The organism is uncultured Psychrobacillus sp., assembly GCF_938022135.1.
Classification (GTDB): Bacteria; Bacillota; Bacilli; order Bacillales_A; family Planococcaceae; genus Psychrobacillus.
Genome location: NZ_CALIED010000029.1, coordinates 1 through 15,629, shown reverse-complemented (window position 1 = coordinate 15,629; position 15,629 = coordinate 1). Strand labels below are relative to the sequence as shown.

Genomic DNA, 15,629 nt, shown 5'->3' with positions numbered 1-15,629 from the left:
TAGAGATGGCGTTAGGGGAAGCGGAAAAAGCATTAGAGGAAAATACTTATCCAGTTGGAGCAGTTATTGTGGATGAGCATTTTAATCTCGTTGCTAAAGGTAGAAATAGAGTACACCCTAGTCAGGATATTACGGCACATGCAGAAATGGATGCGATAAGAAATGCTGGGACTGCAATGTTTGATGCTAAAATTAAACACAAGAAATTTACGCTTTATAGCTCCCTCGAGCCTTGTCCAATGTGTACAGGAGGAATACTATTTGCTAAAATTCAGCGTGTCGTTTGGTTATTAAACGATGACCATGGTTTTGGAGGATATAAAAGACTGAAAGATGCCTCTGTCTTCCTAGAAAAATTTGACCGTATCGAAGTAATGGAAGAACCTTTTGAGGATTTAAAGAATAGACAGAAGGAATTAATGACTAGCTGGGAGACAAATGCAAATAATGTGACATCATTGCGTAATAGGCAATAAGACGAAAAATATGCATAGTAAATAGTAGATTTTTCTGGGTAAGCGATAAGTCTGAAGATTGGTAAAGTAAATATAGTCTATAAATACTCAAATATATAGAGGGAAAGCTCGCGGAATTTCATTTTCGCGAGCTTTTCTATGATTAGAGAAAAATAGATTATTATTGTCTTCTAAAATCAAATTTTTCCCTTGTTACATCTAATGTATGACCGTTAATTATTACTGTATTATTATCTGTCCAAGAAATATTTGCGCTTTCTTCTCGATAGTTCCAATAGATGTTTTTAGTTTTATTATCTTTATCATTAAATACCAGCTCGCCACGAACAGAATATGACGTAGTTGCGCCTCCGTTCGTAACATATGCTTTTAATGTGTACTTTCCATTAGGTGAAGTCTCTTCTGTAAGATATTCTCCTGTTGGTAACCTATTCATATCAAAAAAAGCCCAATATACTCCGTAGCCGACAAGTCCGACGATTAACAAGCTTCCAATGATGAAGACCTTTAATAGTCTATTTAATTTATTTTTATTGTCATTTAGAGTTGGTTCATTGTATTCCAAATCTTATTACTTCCCCTCATTGGAACTATTAAAAAATAGACTATGCTAATTAATCAAAAAGTAGAATTGATTTCCGCACCAGCTTGACGCTTACCGCGACGGGAGGGACCTGTCCAAAACTAGGAGAGGATAGATTTAAAATAGGTATTTCAATTTACTGGTTGAAGTAGACTATTCAATGTCTGTTCGAACTGCCCACTAGGAACACCTAGAATATTATTTCCCGAGTAACCTTCTGGGTCAACTACGGCCGGATCTGCCCCATACTCATACAATAGAGCTGTCAATTCGTAATTCTCATGATAAAAGGTGGCGGTCAAAGCGTTGGAATAGAGATCCTTTGTATTAGGGTCTGCCCCAGCCTCGAGTAAAATTTCTGCCATCATAATGTCATTTAAATATACTGCTTGATGTAAAGCAGTTGCCCCCTCTGTGTCTTTTTCTTCTAAATTTACCCCGCTAGCTATAAGCTCTCGCACCTTCGTATAGTCTCCATCCACGACTGCATTCATTAATGGAGTGTAATTGTAAGTGTCTTGGTCTGAAGGTGAAGAGCCTGTCTCTAGTGTTGACTCCTCCGAAGTTAAAGTATTTAACGCGGATTCATCCTCTAGCAAGTCATCAGGAAAAATGCTTGCATAGGTAAGAGAGCCTGCCAGGACTATTCCTATAATCCCTAAATAACCAATGAATAAAATACCAAATAATGCGCCTAAACCAAGAGCAATTTTATTAGCATTCGTATAGTAGGTAGGAGTCCCTTCTACTTGCATAAAATGACCGACTGCTTGGACTCTTTTAGGAGTGGGTGGGTGGGAGGATAAGACCTCACCAAGCCATGTGAAAACATTGGACTCTGTGGAAATTTGCTCTAAATAGGCATCCTCATTTACCTCTTTATATAGTTCCTTCCCAATACTTAAAATTGTTAGGCCACGCTTAGCAGCTGCACCATCTCTAATGAAGTAAGCTGCTTGACGATCACATGTATATTCACATGCACGACTATACGCCTGGGAAAGGAACGGCACTAAACGAGCGGGTGTAATTAATATATTTTTCCAAATGTGATTTCGTTTAATATGTGTAAGCTCGTGAGCTATGATGAAATCCAGCTCTGCATCGCCTTGCTCCCTAGCAAGCTCAAATACCTCTGAATAGAGCACAACCATATTCTTTCCTAAAAACCGGGTTGCAAAAGCATTAAAAGCACCTTCGGAGTGAACTACAAATATATCTGGTACTTTTTTTAAATTCATATCTTCAGACATACGAGCTATTCGTTCATAGACATCTGGAAACTGCCTATGGCTAACTCTGATACCATTTGATCGAATATAGCTAAGATTCATAAGATGTGCATATGTACTGATAAAAAATAAAACAAGAATGATTGCGATCCCAAAAATACTAGCTATAGCTATAACGTAAATTAATAAACTAAATAGGATGCTTAAAATAAAATATGGCATTTCTTTTGTGGATCTTAATTGTTTGTCTGTCATATTAACCCCCTCTTTCTTATTTTAAAATTACCAAAATCTACATTTTAAGTCAATTTCAATGTAGGTGTGGTCACATATTTTCCCCATTCGACATATTATTTTTATAAAGAGGTGGTGAAAGATGCGCGATGAAAATGGGCTCGTGGATAGCGACTACGATCCCTATGAAACGGAACAAAAGGAATGGAAAAAGCAACAACTAAAAGAACGTGGTAAGCAGCTTTTAACAATTACTTCACCAATACTCATCTTAATCTTGTGGGAGGTCTTCTCACGAACGGGCATTTTAGATATACGCTTTTTCCCTCCTCCTACTGCAATAGTTTCGACATTTTTTGAGCTTGCTACAAGTGGGTTACTATGGACTCATGTATCAGTCTCTCTTTACCGAATTGCAATGGGTTTCCTACTCGGTGTAATTCCAGGTGTAATCATAGGGCTGTTAATGGGATTGTATGCTCCTATTCGACACTTTATATCCCCTATAGTAATGGCATTTATGCCGATTCCAACATTAGCTTTAATGCCAATCATCATTATCCTTTTTGGTATTGGAGATTTTTCAAAGGTAGTTACTATTGCAGGGAGTGTATTTTTTCCTGTCGTTATTAATACAGTGGCTGGTGTTTTGAACATAGATAGGGTACATCTAGATGTAGCCAAAAACTATGGTGCAAGTCCAAAGGATTTCTTTTTGAAAATTGCTTTCCCGGGTGCCTTGCCAGTTATGCTAGAAGGTATTCAAATGGGGCAGGCAATAGCTTTGTTAACAATCGTTGCTGCAGAAATGATGGGGGCAACCTCTGGCATCGGTTATTTAATATGGACCTCTTATAAGGCATTCATGTTGAAGGAAATGTTCGTCGGTTTAGTGCTCATTTCTTTTTTTGGGTTTCTTTTTTCCCTTCTCCTACGTGGACTGCAAAAGAGAATTGTCCCATGGAGGTGAGTTAAATGAGCGGAAAAGTTAAAATTTCCATTGATAATCTTACGAAGATTTTCTATAAAAAAAGTAATAGTGTTACAGCTATAAAGGATATTTCTCTGCAGGTAGAGGAAGGGGAATTTATCTGTCTAGTTGGACCAAGTGGATGTGGAAAGACAACTCTTTTACGCATCCTTGCGGGACTAGAAACTCCGAGCTCTGGCTCCTTTTTAATTGCATCGGAAGCAGGGGAACGTCCGCTACAGTCTATGGTGTTTCAAGAAAAAGGGGTTATTCCTTGGCTGACCGTTGAAGAGAATGTTGCTTTTGGTTTAAAAATGAGGCACCTTCCAAAGGAATACGTTAAAAAGCAAACCGACTACTACTTAAAAAAGGTAGGTTTAAGTAAGTTTTCTTCGCTTTATCCAAAAGAGCTTTCTGGAGGGATGAAGCAACGGATTAGTATTGCTAGGGCTTTTGCCAATGATCCAGAAATTTTGTTAATGGATGAGCCATTTGCTGCCTTGGATGAACAAAACAAATTCATATTGCAGGAAGAGTTACTATCAATTTGGTCCGAAAACAAAAAGACCGTTTTATTTATCACTCATAGTATTGATGAGGCTTTGTTGCTGAGTGACCGTATCGTGTTATTGAGCTCTCATCCAGGTGAGATTGTAAGTGAGATAAAAGTTCCATTGCCAAGACCCCGTACAATGGAGCAGGTTAGGGCAAATGCAGAAATGGCGGAACAGTTTATAACGATTTGGAATCATTTACAGCAAGAAGTTCAAAAATCGAGAAAATAAAGGAGGAAAGTTGTGAAGAAACGCTGGTTCATACTATTTGCATCTATTGTTCTTTTACTAGGTGCTTGTAGTCCAAAAGAAGAAGGATCTGACAATGTAAATGATGAAGTAAGTAAGGATAACCCTTCTGGAGACTTGGCACCGCTAAATAAGAAAGTAAAAGTAATTATAGCGGAAGACGGGGCTGCCTCTGGAGCAGGCTTTTACATTGCAAAAGAAAAAGGTTATTTTGAGGACTACAATATTGAAGTAGAGTTTGCGCAATTTGCAAATAGTGATGAAATGCTTCCTGCACTTGCTTCGGGAGACGTGGATATTGCCGGTGGGGTTTCAACTGCTTCATTTTTTAATGCCATTGCCCAAGGGATTGACGTAAAAATTATTGCAGACAAGGGACACAATGTGCCAGGTAAGTCGTATTTCTCATTCGTCATTGGAAACCACATGAAGGATGTCATCAAGGAGTATAAGGATTTTGAAGGAAAGCGTATTGCTGTTTCCTCTAAAAACTCGATTGATGAATTTATCTTTTTAGAAATGCTGAAGCATGCAGGATTAACACCTGAGGATGTAGAGTTTGTATTACTTGGAGACTTTGGAAGCATGCTAGGGGCGATTGAAAATGGTTCGATAGATGCCGCACTTCAAATTGAACCACTAATCGCCCAAGGGATTGAAAACGGATTTCATGAGCGCTTTGGAGACGCTACGGATTATGCACCGGAATCTCAAATCGCGATGGTTTTAGGTTCTCCTCAATTTATGAGTGAGGAACAAGATGTTTCGCTCCGATTCATGGCGGCCTATTTAAAGGGTGTCCGGGATTATAATGATGCATTTATAAAGGGTGAAGGAAAAGCTGAAATCATTGAAATTATGACAAAGTATACTTCACTAAAAGATCCAGTGTTATGGGAAAAAGTATTTGTTACAGGCTTAGATCCTAATGGAAAAATGTTTTTAGATGACGTGTTAAAGCAATATGACGTATATAAAGAAAATGGAGCAATTAGCGGTGACGTTGACTTTGATAAAGCGGTGGATACATCTATAACAGAAAAAGCAGTGGAGATATTAGGTGAATATAAGTAAAGGTTCAATATAAAAGGTATGGAAGAATATATCCATGCCTTTTGATTTATATAATAATTGGAGAAACTTTTAAAAACTAATTGCCAAATACAACTAAATTATTCATTTTGATAACTGCGTGGTAAAAAAGCCTTTGTATTGCAACCTCCTACATTCATAAAAATATTCTTTTAGTATACAATGTAGGATATATAGCTGATAGGGGTGCTCAAAATGGTGAATGTACTAGTAGATGCGGACGGCTGTCCTGTCGTGGATTTAACGATTGATATCGCAAAACAGTTCGATTTGAAGGTAACGTTGTTATGCGACACTGCACATTATATGCAGAGGGAAGGTGCTGAAACAGTCATGGTTTCGAAAGGCGCGGATGCTGTAGACTTTGTGCTCGTTAATAAAGTGAATAAGGGCGACATTGTTGTCACCCAGGATTATGGTCTTGCAGCCATGGTTTTAGCTAAGCGAGGCTATGCAATAGACCAAAATGGAAGATGGTATACACCAGAGAATATAGACCAGCTATTAGAGAGTAGACATATATCCAAAAAAATAAGACAAGCAGGTGGCCGAATGAAGGGACCACGAAAACGTCAAAAAGAAGACAATGAGAAATTTGAAATTCATTTTAAAAGACTTTGTGAAAAAGTTTTGAAACAACAGATTTAATTTTGTGTACGATCTATTATTTCTAAAGCAACGTTAGGAGCATCTGCGAATATACCATCAGCCTTGTAAAGCAAGGCTTTTTTTATATCTGCTTCTCCTATCAAGGAAAACAGGTGTACCTTCAACCCATTTTCATGTGCTTCATGGACAAAGGTTCCATCTACAGCATTCACGTTGACGCCAATCCCACTTGCATAGGTTTTTAGGCTTTTCATTTCCTGGTTGGTAAATTTAGCCTCCTCTTTATTACCGAGCAGTTGGATAAGGGGGATGCTTGGTTCAAGCTCATGAAATTCTATTAGGCTAGCACGGTTGAAGGATTGGACGATTACTTTTGGTACATCTTCTTCGTGATTTAATAAGTTATATTCTTCTAACAAAGCAAGCAATTCCTCCTCCATTTCCTCATATATTTTTGGGGATTTCATTTCAATGTAGTAGTTGACTCTATCTCCAAAATTATCAAATATTTCTCTTAATGTAGGAACTCGTGCCTTTTCAAATGCAGTATTGGCGAAATCTGGATATGTATCATTAAACCATTTCCCGGCATTCAACTTTTTTAATTCCTCTAATGTGTAATCTTTGACTAACCCTTCACCTTCAGTAGTGCGGTCTACTGTTTCATCATGCATAGCAACTAATACTCCATCTTTCGTCATTTGTAAGTCAATTTCAATATAAGTAGCTCCTAGCTGCTCAGCAACCTCATAAGCGATCATTGTATGCTCTGGTGCATAAGTAGATGCTCCTCTATGCGCGATGATAAAAAACTCTTCTGAAGCAATGGGCGTCACTTCTTTCCCTACACATCCACTAACAAACAAAACAAATATAAGTAGGATTATTTGATATTTACGCATAAGTTTATCCTCCAAGAACTGTAAACTTTTTGTATAAAATTAAATATTCTGTAAATATTGTAAATTTCTTTGATTTAGAATATTCTTTTTAGTAATATGGTGAAGAAAAGATTACATAGCTATGGAAAAATGGTAAAAAACATATTTTACTAGCTTCCATAGTAAAATCTATAAACTTGATGCCTAGGTAACATAATCGATTAGAGAATGGGGGAAATCTTTTGAAGCGAGTAGAGTTGATTGATATCTCTAAATCATACGACAAACAATCTAACGTTATTTCTAATATTAACGTAACGATTGAACCAGGGGAATTCTTTGTGCTTGTTGGTCCATCGGGGTGTGGAAAAAGTACAATGCTTCGTATGATTGCGGGATTAGAAGAGATAACAGGAGGAGTGCTCAAGATTGGTGAGCAGGAAGTAAATGATTTACCTCCAAGTAAGCGTGATTTATCTATGGTATTCCAGAACTATGCTTTATACCCGCATCTTTCGGTAGAAGAAAATATTCAATTTGGTCTGCATGTAAAAAAAATCTCTAAAGAAGAACGTAACAATCGAACAATAGAGGTTGCTCAAATGCTAGGGCTTTCTGATTACTTAAAACGTAAGCCAAGAGAACTTTCCGGTGGACAAAGACAACGAGTTGCTCTTGCCCGAGCTATTGTAAACCAAGCTCCAATTTGTCTAATGGACGAACCATTATCTAACTTAGATGCTAAGCTTCGTGCACACATGAGATCTGAAATTAGACAAATCCAGCGCAGACTTGGAATTACTATGATTTATGTAACGCATGATCAAATTGAGGCGATGACAATGGGTGATCGCATTATGATTCTACATGAAGGATCTATCCAACAGATAGGTAAACCAATTGATATTTATAATAATCCAGCCAATCCTTTTGTGGCTACCTTTATTGGTTCACCTCCTATGAATATTGCTGAAGGCATAGGAAGTAAAGAACAGCGTGCTATTGTGTTAAATGATTTAATTACTATTTCCGTACCAGATGAGGACGCACACTACCTGACAGACAAAGTTATTGTTGGTATTCGTCCGGAGCATATAAAAGCAGCGACTAAGGATTCGACCGCTGAGGAAAAGGTATTTGTAGAAATTGTAAATGTAGAAATTTTAGGAAATGAAACTGTATTTTCATTTACGTTGAATGATCAGCAATGGCAAGTGAAATGGAGCGGCCAATGGCAGATAGCTGTCGGTGATAAAATACCAGTCATCATGAACTATGATTCCTTTTGCTTCTTTGATAGCGTAACAAAGGAGATTATTAAAAAACCTTCTGATGTAGAAAACCATGTATTTGGTAAAGAGGTATTTGTATGACAGTAGTGAAATCAAATCATGTAACTGCTGTTAGGTCTAAGCAAAAGAAAGGTTTCTGGAAGCGCTCACTAAATGCCCGAACAGCTCTATTATATTTATTGCCATCTATTATCTTATTTTCCGTTTTTGTTTTTTATCCAATGTTTCGCACCATTTATTTAAGCTTTTTCTTAACCAACCAAGCAGGAGAGGCTGCAGTGTTTGTTGGTCTGGAAAACTATGCTTATTTGCTTGAATCGTCTGCTTTTCTAAACAGTATAAAGGCCACATTCCTATTTGTACTATATACAGTGCCTACTGGAATTATTATTGCGCTAGGCCTCGCATTACTTGCCAATGAAAAGCTAAGAGGAATCGGTTTCTTTCGTACAATCTATGCTTCCACTATGGGGGTTTCTGTAGCAGCTTCCTCCGTTGTGTGGCTATTCTTATTCCACCCAAGTATTGGGATGTTCAACAAAGTGCTTGCCATATTGAATCTTCCACAAGTCGAGTGGCTTCTAGATCCAACATGGGCTTTGCTGTCGGTGTCTTTAACAACGATTTGGTTGAACACTGGCTTCTGCTTCCTCATATTGCTAGGGGGACTACAAAATATTGATGAGCACTTGTATGAAAGTGCTCGTATTGACGGAGCAAGCTATTGGTATCGTTTGAGAAGAATAACTATACCAATGCTCTCTCCCACCTTATTTTTTATTATTACCATCTCTCTCATCAATGCGTTTCAAACGTTTGGACAGGTGGATATCTTAACAAAGGGCGGGCCCTCCCAATCCACTAACTTAATCGTGTATTCCATTTATCGAGAGGCATTTGTGAACGCTCAATTTGGTACTGCAAGTGCTCAAGCAGTGTTCTTATTTATATGTATTTTACTCGTTACAATTTTACAGTTTAAGCTAGGGGAAAAGAAGGTGCATTACCAATGAGAATACTAAAGCGCTCCATTGTGTATTTTTTATTGATCGTTACTGCACTGATTATGTTTTTCCCGATTATCTATGCCTTGATGGTGAGCTTCATGACGGGAGGCGAAATTTTACAAGGAAAATTCTTGCCTTCTTCTTTTAGCTTTGATAATTATGTGAAGGTGTTTGATCGATTGCCTCTATTAAACTATTTGATTAACAGTTTCATTGTTTCGTTCGGGGTTATGCTTGGACAGCTGGTCGTATGTAGTTTAGCGGCCTATGCCTTTGTCTTTATCCCATTCAAAGGAAGGGACTTTGTATTTTTCCTTTTTATCTCCACGATGATGATTCCGTGGGAAGCAACAATGATTCCCAATTTCTTTACCATTCAAAATCTTAACTGGCTTAACACATACCAAGGGATGACACTACCGTTTTTTGCCTTAGCCTTCGGGACATTTTTACTTAGACAGCATTTCAAAACAATACCGAAGGAGCTGCATGAGGCATCTCAGATTGCAGGACTCAGTAGATTTGCGTTTTTTGTTCGTGTCATCTTGCCGGTTTCTAAAACTAGTTTAGTAACATTAGGAGCATATGGTTTCTTAACGACTTGGAATATGTACCTTTGGCCTTTATTAGTTACAACCAACAATTCCGTAAGAACCGTACAAATTGGCTTGAAACAGCTCCAGTCACAAGAGGTTGCAACAGAATGGGGGGTGGTTATGGCAGGGGTAATCGTTGTTATTATTCCAACACTACTACTATTGTTTTTAGGTCAAAAGCAATTGCAAAAAGGGTTAACGCAAGGGGCTCTAAAATAACAGTTGTTCCAAACTAAAAAAAGAGGTGTATGACATGAGGAAGAAGTTTAAGTTTACATGGTTATTCATGATTTTGTTAGGTATTCTAGCATTAGCTGCATGTACAAATAGTGATGACAGTTCATCGACAGAACCTGTACAAAAAAGCGACGAGGATGTTGAAAAATCCGAAGATGGTAAAACAGTCATCTCCTTTTGGCACGCTATGTCAGGTTCAGGACAAACAGCTCTTGATAATATTGTCGCTGACTTTAATGCATCCCAGGATGATTACGAGGTAAAGGCAGAATTCCAAGGATCATATGAAGAATCGTTAACTAAGCTTCGTAGTGTTGGAGGTACTGCAGACGCTCCGGCCATAACGCAGGTGTTTGAGGTAGGTACTAAATATATGATTGAAAGTGGATTTATCGAGCCAATGCAAAAATTTATCGATGAAGATAACTATGACTTGTCTCAATTAGAGGAGAATATCTTAAATTATTATTCTCTTGATGGAGAGCTATATTCTATGCCATTTAACTCCTCTACGCCAGTAATGCTATACAACAAGGATGCATTTAAAGCAGCCGGCTTGGATCCTGAGAACCCTCCTAAAACGTTCCAGGAGGTAATTGATGCAGCAGCTAAGCTTAAAACAGATGAGATGAAAGGCTTTTCTATGCTAACATACGGCTGGTTCTTCGAGCAGCTAGTAGCCACACAAGGTGGACATTATGTAAATGAAGACAACGGACGTGCTGGTGACGCGACAGAAGCGGTTTTTAATGGAGAAGAAGGTCAACGCGTGTTTGAATTCTTAAATACTATGAACGAGGCTGGTACATTTGGTAACTTCGGAACGAACTGGGATGACATTCGTGCAGCTTTCCAATCAGGGAAGGTAGCTATGTATATGGATTCTTCAGCAGGTGTACGAGGAATTATTGATAATGCACCATTTGAAGTGGGCGCTGCATACATTCCTTATGCAGACGAAGTAGATCGTAAAGGCGTTGTAATTGGAGGAGCCTCTCTATGGATGTCTAAAGGAATTGCTGAAATTGAGCAAAAAGCAGCTTGGGAGTTCATGAAGTATTTAACTACTCCGGAAGTTCAAGCTAAATGGCATTTAGATACAGGATACTTTGCGATTAACCCATCAGCATATGAAGAAGACATCGTAAAAGAAGCATGGGAAAAGATGCCACAGTTAAAAGTTACGGTAGAACAGCTACAAAGCACAGAGCCATCTATCGCTACTCAGGGTGCCTTAATATCGGTGTTCCCAGAATCTCGTCAGCAAATTGTGACGGCGTTGGAGAATTTATATCAAGGGATGGACCCTAAAGAAGCGTTAGATGCAGCGGCAGAAGGAACTAACCGCGCAATCGAGATTGCTAATAGAACAAAATAATAAAACAAGTAGAGAGCTTAGGCTTTCTGCTTGTTTTTTATTAATTTTAAATAAGATATTGTCCTTCAGTATTATTTTTAGTGCTCTTATGAATTAAAATAAATGAGTTGAAAATGACCCACGCAACAATTGCACATATATGAATTATATTCAAAAGGACTGAGAATAGTCAGAAAAACTAAAACCCAGGTCAAAACTGTCTAGTCTCGAATCATATTGTTTTGTTGTTAAATCTTTTTATTACGCTTGCTAAAATGGCAAATAAAAAAACAATAACACTATTTATTAGTAAATAGTACGCTACTTGCAGACCATAAAATATTGCAAAAGGATCATTAATAACAAATACGGTTATTGCACCACCAATGGAGCCAAACAAAACCCCTAGATATAATATAGTAAAAGCGGAGTAATATAGACTTTTCTTTTTTCTGTAAGTTAGAAATCCAATAATATTAGCAGTAACGATAAAAAAGACTAAAAGTATTATGAAAAAACTATCCATTTGAACCTCCATCAGTAAATTTATTTGCCACCACAACTAAAATATTGTTTGCGATGATCATTATTAGTTTAAGTGTAGCATTTTACTAACTCTTCCATATAAAGAAAAATAAAACCTTAAAGTAATAGATAAAGAGTGTTCACTGTTATAACCTATCAGATATTAAAACTTTATAGCTTTGTTAAAGTTATTGGTTGATTTTGACTAATAATTCTTTTTTTAGTGACATTCAAATGACTATTAAGAATAAAAATAGATGATGAATTGGTGATGATGACATTTTTACGACTGTGTTGTATGAGAGTAAGTTTATAAGTACTTTATCGTTGGATTAAAGCCGTTCTCATTTATTGATTGGAGCGCCAGACGGCGACTCCTACGGGATGAGTGAGACAGATAAGACATCACAACCACGCGCGTAAGCGATGGGTGATGGCTTATCGCTCACCCCGAGGAAAGCGTCCGGCTGGGGCGGAAATCAATTCTATTTTCTGATTTAAAGATTTCTTAATATCATTAACAATCATACCCTTTAACAAAGTCAACTTTTTTAATTACTACTCGTTTATTTTTTGATAAAACTAACTATTTAACTTCCCTCTTTAAATTTGTTATGATAAAGCGATGGACAAAATTTGAAAAGGTGGAGTAAAAAATGGACACAAATGCATACAGAGTATTACTTTACTACAAATACGTCCCAATTGAAGATCCAGTAACATTTGCACAAGAACATCTTGCTGCATGTAAGGAACTAGGGTTAAAAGGGCGTATTTTAGTATCGAACGAAGGTATAAACGGAACTTGTTCCGGAACAATTGAACAAACAGACGCATACATGAACATGATGAAAGCAGACGAACGTTTTGCTGACATGGTGTTTAAAATAGATGAAGCGGAAGGACATGCATTTAAGAAAATGCACGTTCGCCCTAAGCGCGAAATTGTTCACTTAGGATTAGAGGAAGATATCAATCCTAATGAATTAACAGGTAAATACCTATCTCCAAAAGAATTTTATGAGCAAATGCAAGCCGAAGATACAATAGTTATTGATGCTCGTAACGATTATGAGTTTGACTTAGGTCATTTCCGCGGAGCAATCCGTCCGGATATTCGTAATTTCCGTGATCTTCCTGAGTGGATTCACGATAATAAAGAGCTTTTTGAAGGTAAAAAGGTATTAACGTATTGCACAGGCGGAATTCGCTGTGAAAAATTCTCTGGTTGGTTAGTTAGAGAAGGATTCGAGGATGTTGCTCAACTGCACGGAGGTATTGCTACCTATGGTAAAGACCCAGAAGTTCGTGGTCAGCTATGGGATGGTCAAATGTATGTATTTGATGAGCGTATTGCTGTTCCGATTAACCAAGTAGAGCATGTGGTTGTAGGGAAAGATCATTTCACTGGAGAGCCTTGTGAACGTTACGTAAACTGTGCAAATCCAGACTGTAATGACAAAATTTTATGTTCGGAAGAAAATGAACATAAGTATCTTCGCAGCTGTTCACACGAATGTCGTGTACACCCGCGTAATCGCTATATTGTAGAACATAAATTGACGGATGAAGAAGTAGAAGCAAGATTAGCTGCTATCTAATTTCGTTTGTTAAAAAAGACTGTGCTTTTACGCGCAGTCTTTTTTTATTTTTTTTAAGACGAGCCTGCATCAGCAAATAAGCTTTAATGAGTACGTGAATGACGACATTCTATTTGTGGAAGGATAGAAATATATTGATGAATAGAGGTTATTCGCTTCTGTATATCGAAAGTTACTAGGAGTTCGTTTTTACAAATAGAATGGAGGAGCGTATATGGCAATCGAAGTAAGAAGAATTTCTGATTTGAATGAGGTCGACGTATCCAAGCTAATTCAAGAAAGCGAAAAAGAAGGGTACCGTTTTGTATCTAGGCTAGCTGCTGAGTATGAGGATGGTACAAACAGGTTTAGTGAGCAAGGAGAGGCACTATATGGTGCTTGGAATGAAGGAGAGCTAGTGGCAATTGGAGGCTTAAATCGAGATGTTTTAGGAGCAGATTCTGCTAGATTGCATCGTTTTTATACGTTGCCCGATTACCGTAGAAAAGGAATCGGCAGTGAACTTTTTAAAGCAATTTTAGAGGATGCTAAAGGTCAGTTCAACGAAATCACCACTAAAACCGAATCCATGAAAGCGGATGCTTTTTATCGGGCAAACGGCTTTATATTTGACCGCAGATCTCCTGACACCACTCATGTAATAGGACTTTAAACAACAATTCTATAAGGTGCTCTTTGTGAAGTTATTTACAAGGAGCACCTTTTTATATTCAATTCTTAGGTTCCTCTAGATGCTTTTCTTCTCGCATAGCTTTTCGCTCCAAAAGCATAAAAGCCTCGTTTTCTAAACGCAAAAGTTCTATCTCTAATTCCTTTTGTTTATGCTGCTGTTGTTTCACTGTTACGTAGCCACCCATAGCGATTAAACTCAGCAAGGATAAGCCAATAGTTGAAAAAATAAAGATAGCAATAATATCCTCCAAGAAATGCACCTCCCTTTATATAAATAGTATAACAAATACATTAATAGTTAAAGTTTCCAAGGATAAGAAAAACATAGAAGCAAATAACTAACAGGAGCTAACCTTTTGACAGTCTTCTTATATTAATATAATATAGAGAAGTCTCGAATTTGAGATAAATAAAAATATAAAATATATGGATATTATAGAGGAGTTATAAAAATGAACGTATTAGTAGTAAAAGCAAATAACCGACCAGCAACAGAAGCAATTTCAAGTAAAATGTATGAAACTTTCATGGCTGAACTTGAAGGTAAAGATGTAAACGTAACTGTTTATGATGTATATGAAGAGGATACTCCATACTTTGGACAAGACCTTTTCAATGCTTTCGGTAAAGTACAAACTGGTGGAGAGTTGACGGACGTTGAATCTCGCTTATTAGCAGCTAAACAAAAAGCAATGGATCTATTAACTGCTGCAGATGTTGTAGTATTTGCATTCCCATTATGGAATCTAACAATCCCTGCTAAATTACAAACTTTTATTGATTATGTATATGCTGCAGGCTTTGCATTTAAATATGATGCACAAGGCAACATGGTTCAATTAATGACAGACAAAAAAGCAATCTTCTTAAACGCTCGTGGTGGAATTTATTCTACACCTGAGGCAGCGCCAATGGAAATGGCTGTAAACTATATGCGTGCAGTATTTGGTGGAGTATTCGGTATGCAAATCATTGATGAAGTAATTATTGAAGGTCACAACGCTATGCCTGCTAAAGCACAAGAAATTATCTCTGCAGGTATGGAAGAAGTAAAAGCTTCTGCTCAACGCTTAGTAGAGTTAACAGTAAAAGGATAATAAACATATTTGGAGCCGGCAAGATCCTCAGAGATCTTGTCGGTTTTTTTTATAGGAGAGATTCTTATCAATGGAGGGCTAGAATGCATCCCGATACAAAGAGGCACGGAATATAGTAAATCGACTCAAGGTATGTCAGTCCCACAATTGATTACCAAACTGAAAATTTTTAATAGTGCCGGTACCCATTACGATAAATTATGAAGTATGGTTGGAGACAGTTTTCCGACTTTGTTTATGCGATTAAATTTATTAAATGAACTTTACCGACGGATCAAAGCCGTTTCTAATTATTGATTGGAGCACCAGACGGCGACTCCCTCTTAAAATGTAGTCGTACCAATGGTTTCATTACGTATTTTAAA

17 protein-coding genes are annotated in these 15,629 nt (G+C 37.5%); 12 read left to right on the top strand and 5 right to left on the bottom strand.

What is annotated here, in order from left to right:
• Positions 1 to 5: 5 nt before the first annotated feature.
• The gene (locus Q0371_RS06970; RefSeq protein WP_298469829.1) at positions 6 to 476 is read left to right on the top strand and encodes a nucleoside deaminase; all 471 of its coding nucleotides are present in this window, start codon (positions 6 to 8) and stop codon (positions 474 to 476) included.
• A 160-nt stretch (positions 477 to 636) separates the two neighbouring features.
• Here Q0371_RS06970 and Q0371_RS06965 read toward each other — a convergent pair whose 3' ends face one another.
• Together Q0371_RS06965 and Q0371_RS06960 are read right to left on the bottom strand one after the other, a co-directional pair.
• Positions 637 to 975: a DUF5412 domain-containing protein gene (locus tag Q0371_RS06965; RefSeq protein ID WP_298469826.1), complete on the bottom strand. Its 339-nt coding sequence runs from the start codon at positions 973 to 975 to the stop codon at positions 637 to 639.
• A 215-nt stretch (positions 976 to 1,190) separates the two neighbouring features.
• Complete coding sequence (locus Q0371_RS06960) at positions 1,191 to 2,546, bottom strand: M48 family metalloprotease (protein WP_298469780.1); 1,356 nt, start codon at positions 2,544 to 2,546, stop codon at positions 1,191 to 1,193.
• A 121-nt stretch (positions 2,547 to 2,667) separates the two neighbouring features.
• Between Q0371_RS06960 and Q0371_RS06955 the strand changes: the two genes are divergently transcribed.
• From Q0371_RS06955 to Q0371_RS06940, 4 genes are all read left to right on the top strand, one after another.
• On the top strand, positions 2,668 to 3,495 hold the full coding sequence (locus Q0371_RS06955) for an ABC transporter permease (RefSeq protein WP_169359313.1): 828 nt from the start codon (positions 2,668 to 2,670) through the stop codon (positions 3,493 to 3,495).
• 5 nt (positions 3,496 to 3,500) lie between these two features.
• On the top strand, positions 3,501 to 4,280 hold the full coding sequence (locus Q0371_RS06950; protein ID WP_298469777.1) for an ABC transporter ATP-binding protein: 780 nt from the start codon (positions 3,501 to 3,503) through the stop codon (positions 4,278 to 4,280).
• Positions 4,281 to 4,292: 12 nt separating this feature from the next.
• Complete coding sequence (locus Q0371_RS06945; RefSeq protein ID WP_169359311.1) at positions 4,293 to 5,372, top strand: ABC transporter substrate-binding protein; 1,080 nt, start codon at positions 4,293 to 4,295, stop codon at positions 5,370 to 5,372.
• 213 nt (positions 5,373 to 5,585) lie between these two features.
• Positions 5,586 to 6,038: a YaiI/YqxD family protein gene (locus Q0371_RS06940; protein ID WP_169359310.1), complete on the top strand. Its 453-nt coding sequence runs from the start codon at positions 5,586 to 5,588 to the stop codon at positions 6,036 to 6,038.
• Here the strand turns inward: Q0371_RS06940 and Q0371_RS06935 are convergent.
• The gene (locus tag Q0371_RS06935; RefSeq protein ID WP_298469773.1) at positions 6,035 to 6,901 is read right to left on the bottom strand and encodes a glycerophosphodiester phosphodiesterase family protein; all 867 of its coding nucleotides are present in this window, start codon (positions 6,899 to 6,901) and stop codon (positions 6,035 to 6,037) included. The two genes, Q0371_RS06940 and Q0371_RS06935, sit on opposite strands and share 4 nt — an antisense overlap.
• Before the next feature lie 221 nt (positions 6,902 to 7,122).
• Here Q0371_RS06935 and ugpC point away from each other — a divergent pair, with 221 nt between their 5' ends.
• The 4 genes from ugpC to Q0371_RS06915 are packed head-to-tail and all read left to right on the top strand — an operon-like array spanning position 7,123 to position 11,390.
• Positions 7,123 to 8,253 carry a sn-glycerol-3-phosphate ABC transporter ATP-binding protein UgpC gene (ugpC, locus tag Q0371_RS06930; RefSeq protein ID WP_251555410.1) on the top strand — a complete coding sequence of 377 codons (1,131 nt, stop codon included), beginning with the start codon at positions 7,123 to 7,125 and terminating at the stop codon, positions 8,251 to 8,253.
• Positions 8,250 to 9,185, top strand: coding sequence for a sugar ABC transporter permease (locus Q0371_RS06925; RefSeq protein ID WP_298469768.1), 936 nt, complete (start codon positions 8,250 to 8,252; stop codon positions 9,183 to 9,185). Before ugpC ends, Q0371_RS06925 begins: the two co-directional genes overlap by 4 nt.
• Positions 9,182 to 9,994: a carbohydrate ABC transporter permease gene (locus Q0371_RS06920; protein WP_251555407.1), complete on the top strand. Its 813-nt coding sequence runs from the start codon at positions 9,182 to 9,184 to the stop codon at positions 9,992 to 9,994. Before Q0371_RS06925 ends, Q0371_RS06920 begins: the two co-directional genes overlap by 4 nt.
• Before the next feature lie 34 nt (positions 9,995 to 10,028).
• A complete protein-coding gene (locus Q0371_RS06915) occupies positions 10,029 to 11,390 on the top strand; it encodes an ABC transporter substrate-binding protein (RefSeq protein ID WP_298469765.1) in 1,362 nt (453 codons plus the stop codon).
• Between the two features lie 211 nt (positions 11,391 to 11,601).
• On the opposite strand, the gene Q0371_RS06910 is transcribed toward Q0371_RS06915, so the two are convergent.
• Positions 11,602 to 11,895: a 3-isopropylmalate dehydrogenase gene (locus Q0371_RS06910; protein WP_298469762.1), complete on the bottom strand. Its 294-nt coding sequence runs from the start codon at positions 11,893 to 11,895 to the stop codon at positions 11,602 to 11,604.
• 655 nt (positions 11,896 to 12,550) lie between these two features.
• Between Q0371_RS06910 and Q0371_RS06905 the strand changes: the two genes are divergently transcribed.
• Both Q0371_RS06905 and Q0371_RS06900 read left to right on the top strand, forming a co-directional pair.
• On the top strand, positions 12,551 to 13,495 hold the full coding sequence (locus Q0371_RS06905) for a rhodanese-related sulfurtransferase (RefSeq protein WP_251555389.1): 945 nt from the start codon (positions 12,551 to 12,553) through the stop codon (positions 13,493 to 13,495).
• Between the two features lie 214 nt (positions 13,496 to 13,709).
• On the top strand, positions 13,710 to 14,147 hold the full coding sequence (locus tag Q0371_RS06900; protein WP_169359301.1) for a GNAT family N-acetyltransferase: 438 nt from the start codon (positions 13,710 to 13,712) through the stop codon (positions 14,145 to 14,147).
• Positions 14,148 to 14,205: 58 nt separating this feature from the next.
• Here Q0371_RS06900 and Q0371_RS06895 read toward each other — a convergent pair whose 3' ends face one another.
• A complete protein-coding gene (locus Q0371_RS06895) occupies positions 14,206 to 14,418 on the bottom strand; it encodes a hypothetical protein (RefSeq protein WP_169359300.1) in 213 nt (70 codons plus the stop codon).
• A gap of 201 nt (positions 14,419 to 14,619) precedes the next feature.
• On the opposite strand from Q0371_RS06895, the gene Q0371_RS06890 reads away from it, so the two are divergent.
• Positions 14,620 to 15,264, top strand: a complete 645-nt coding sequence (locus Q0371_RS06890) for an FMN-dependent NADH-azoreductase (RefSeq protein WP_169359299.1) — start codon at positions 14,620 to 14,622, stop codon at positions 15,262 to 15,264.
• Positions 15,265 to 15,629 lie beyond the last annotated feature (365 nt).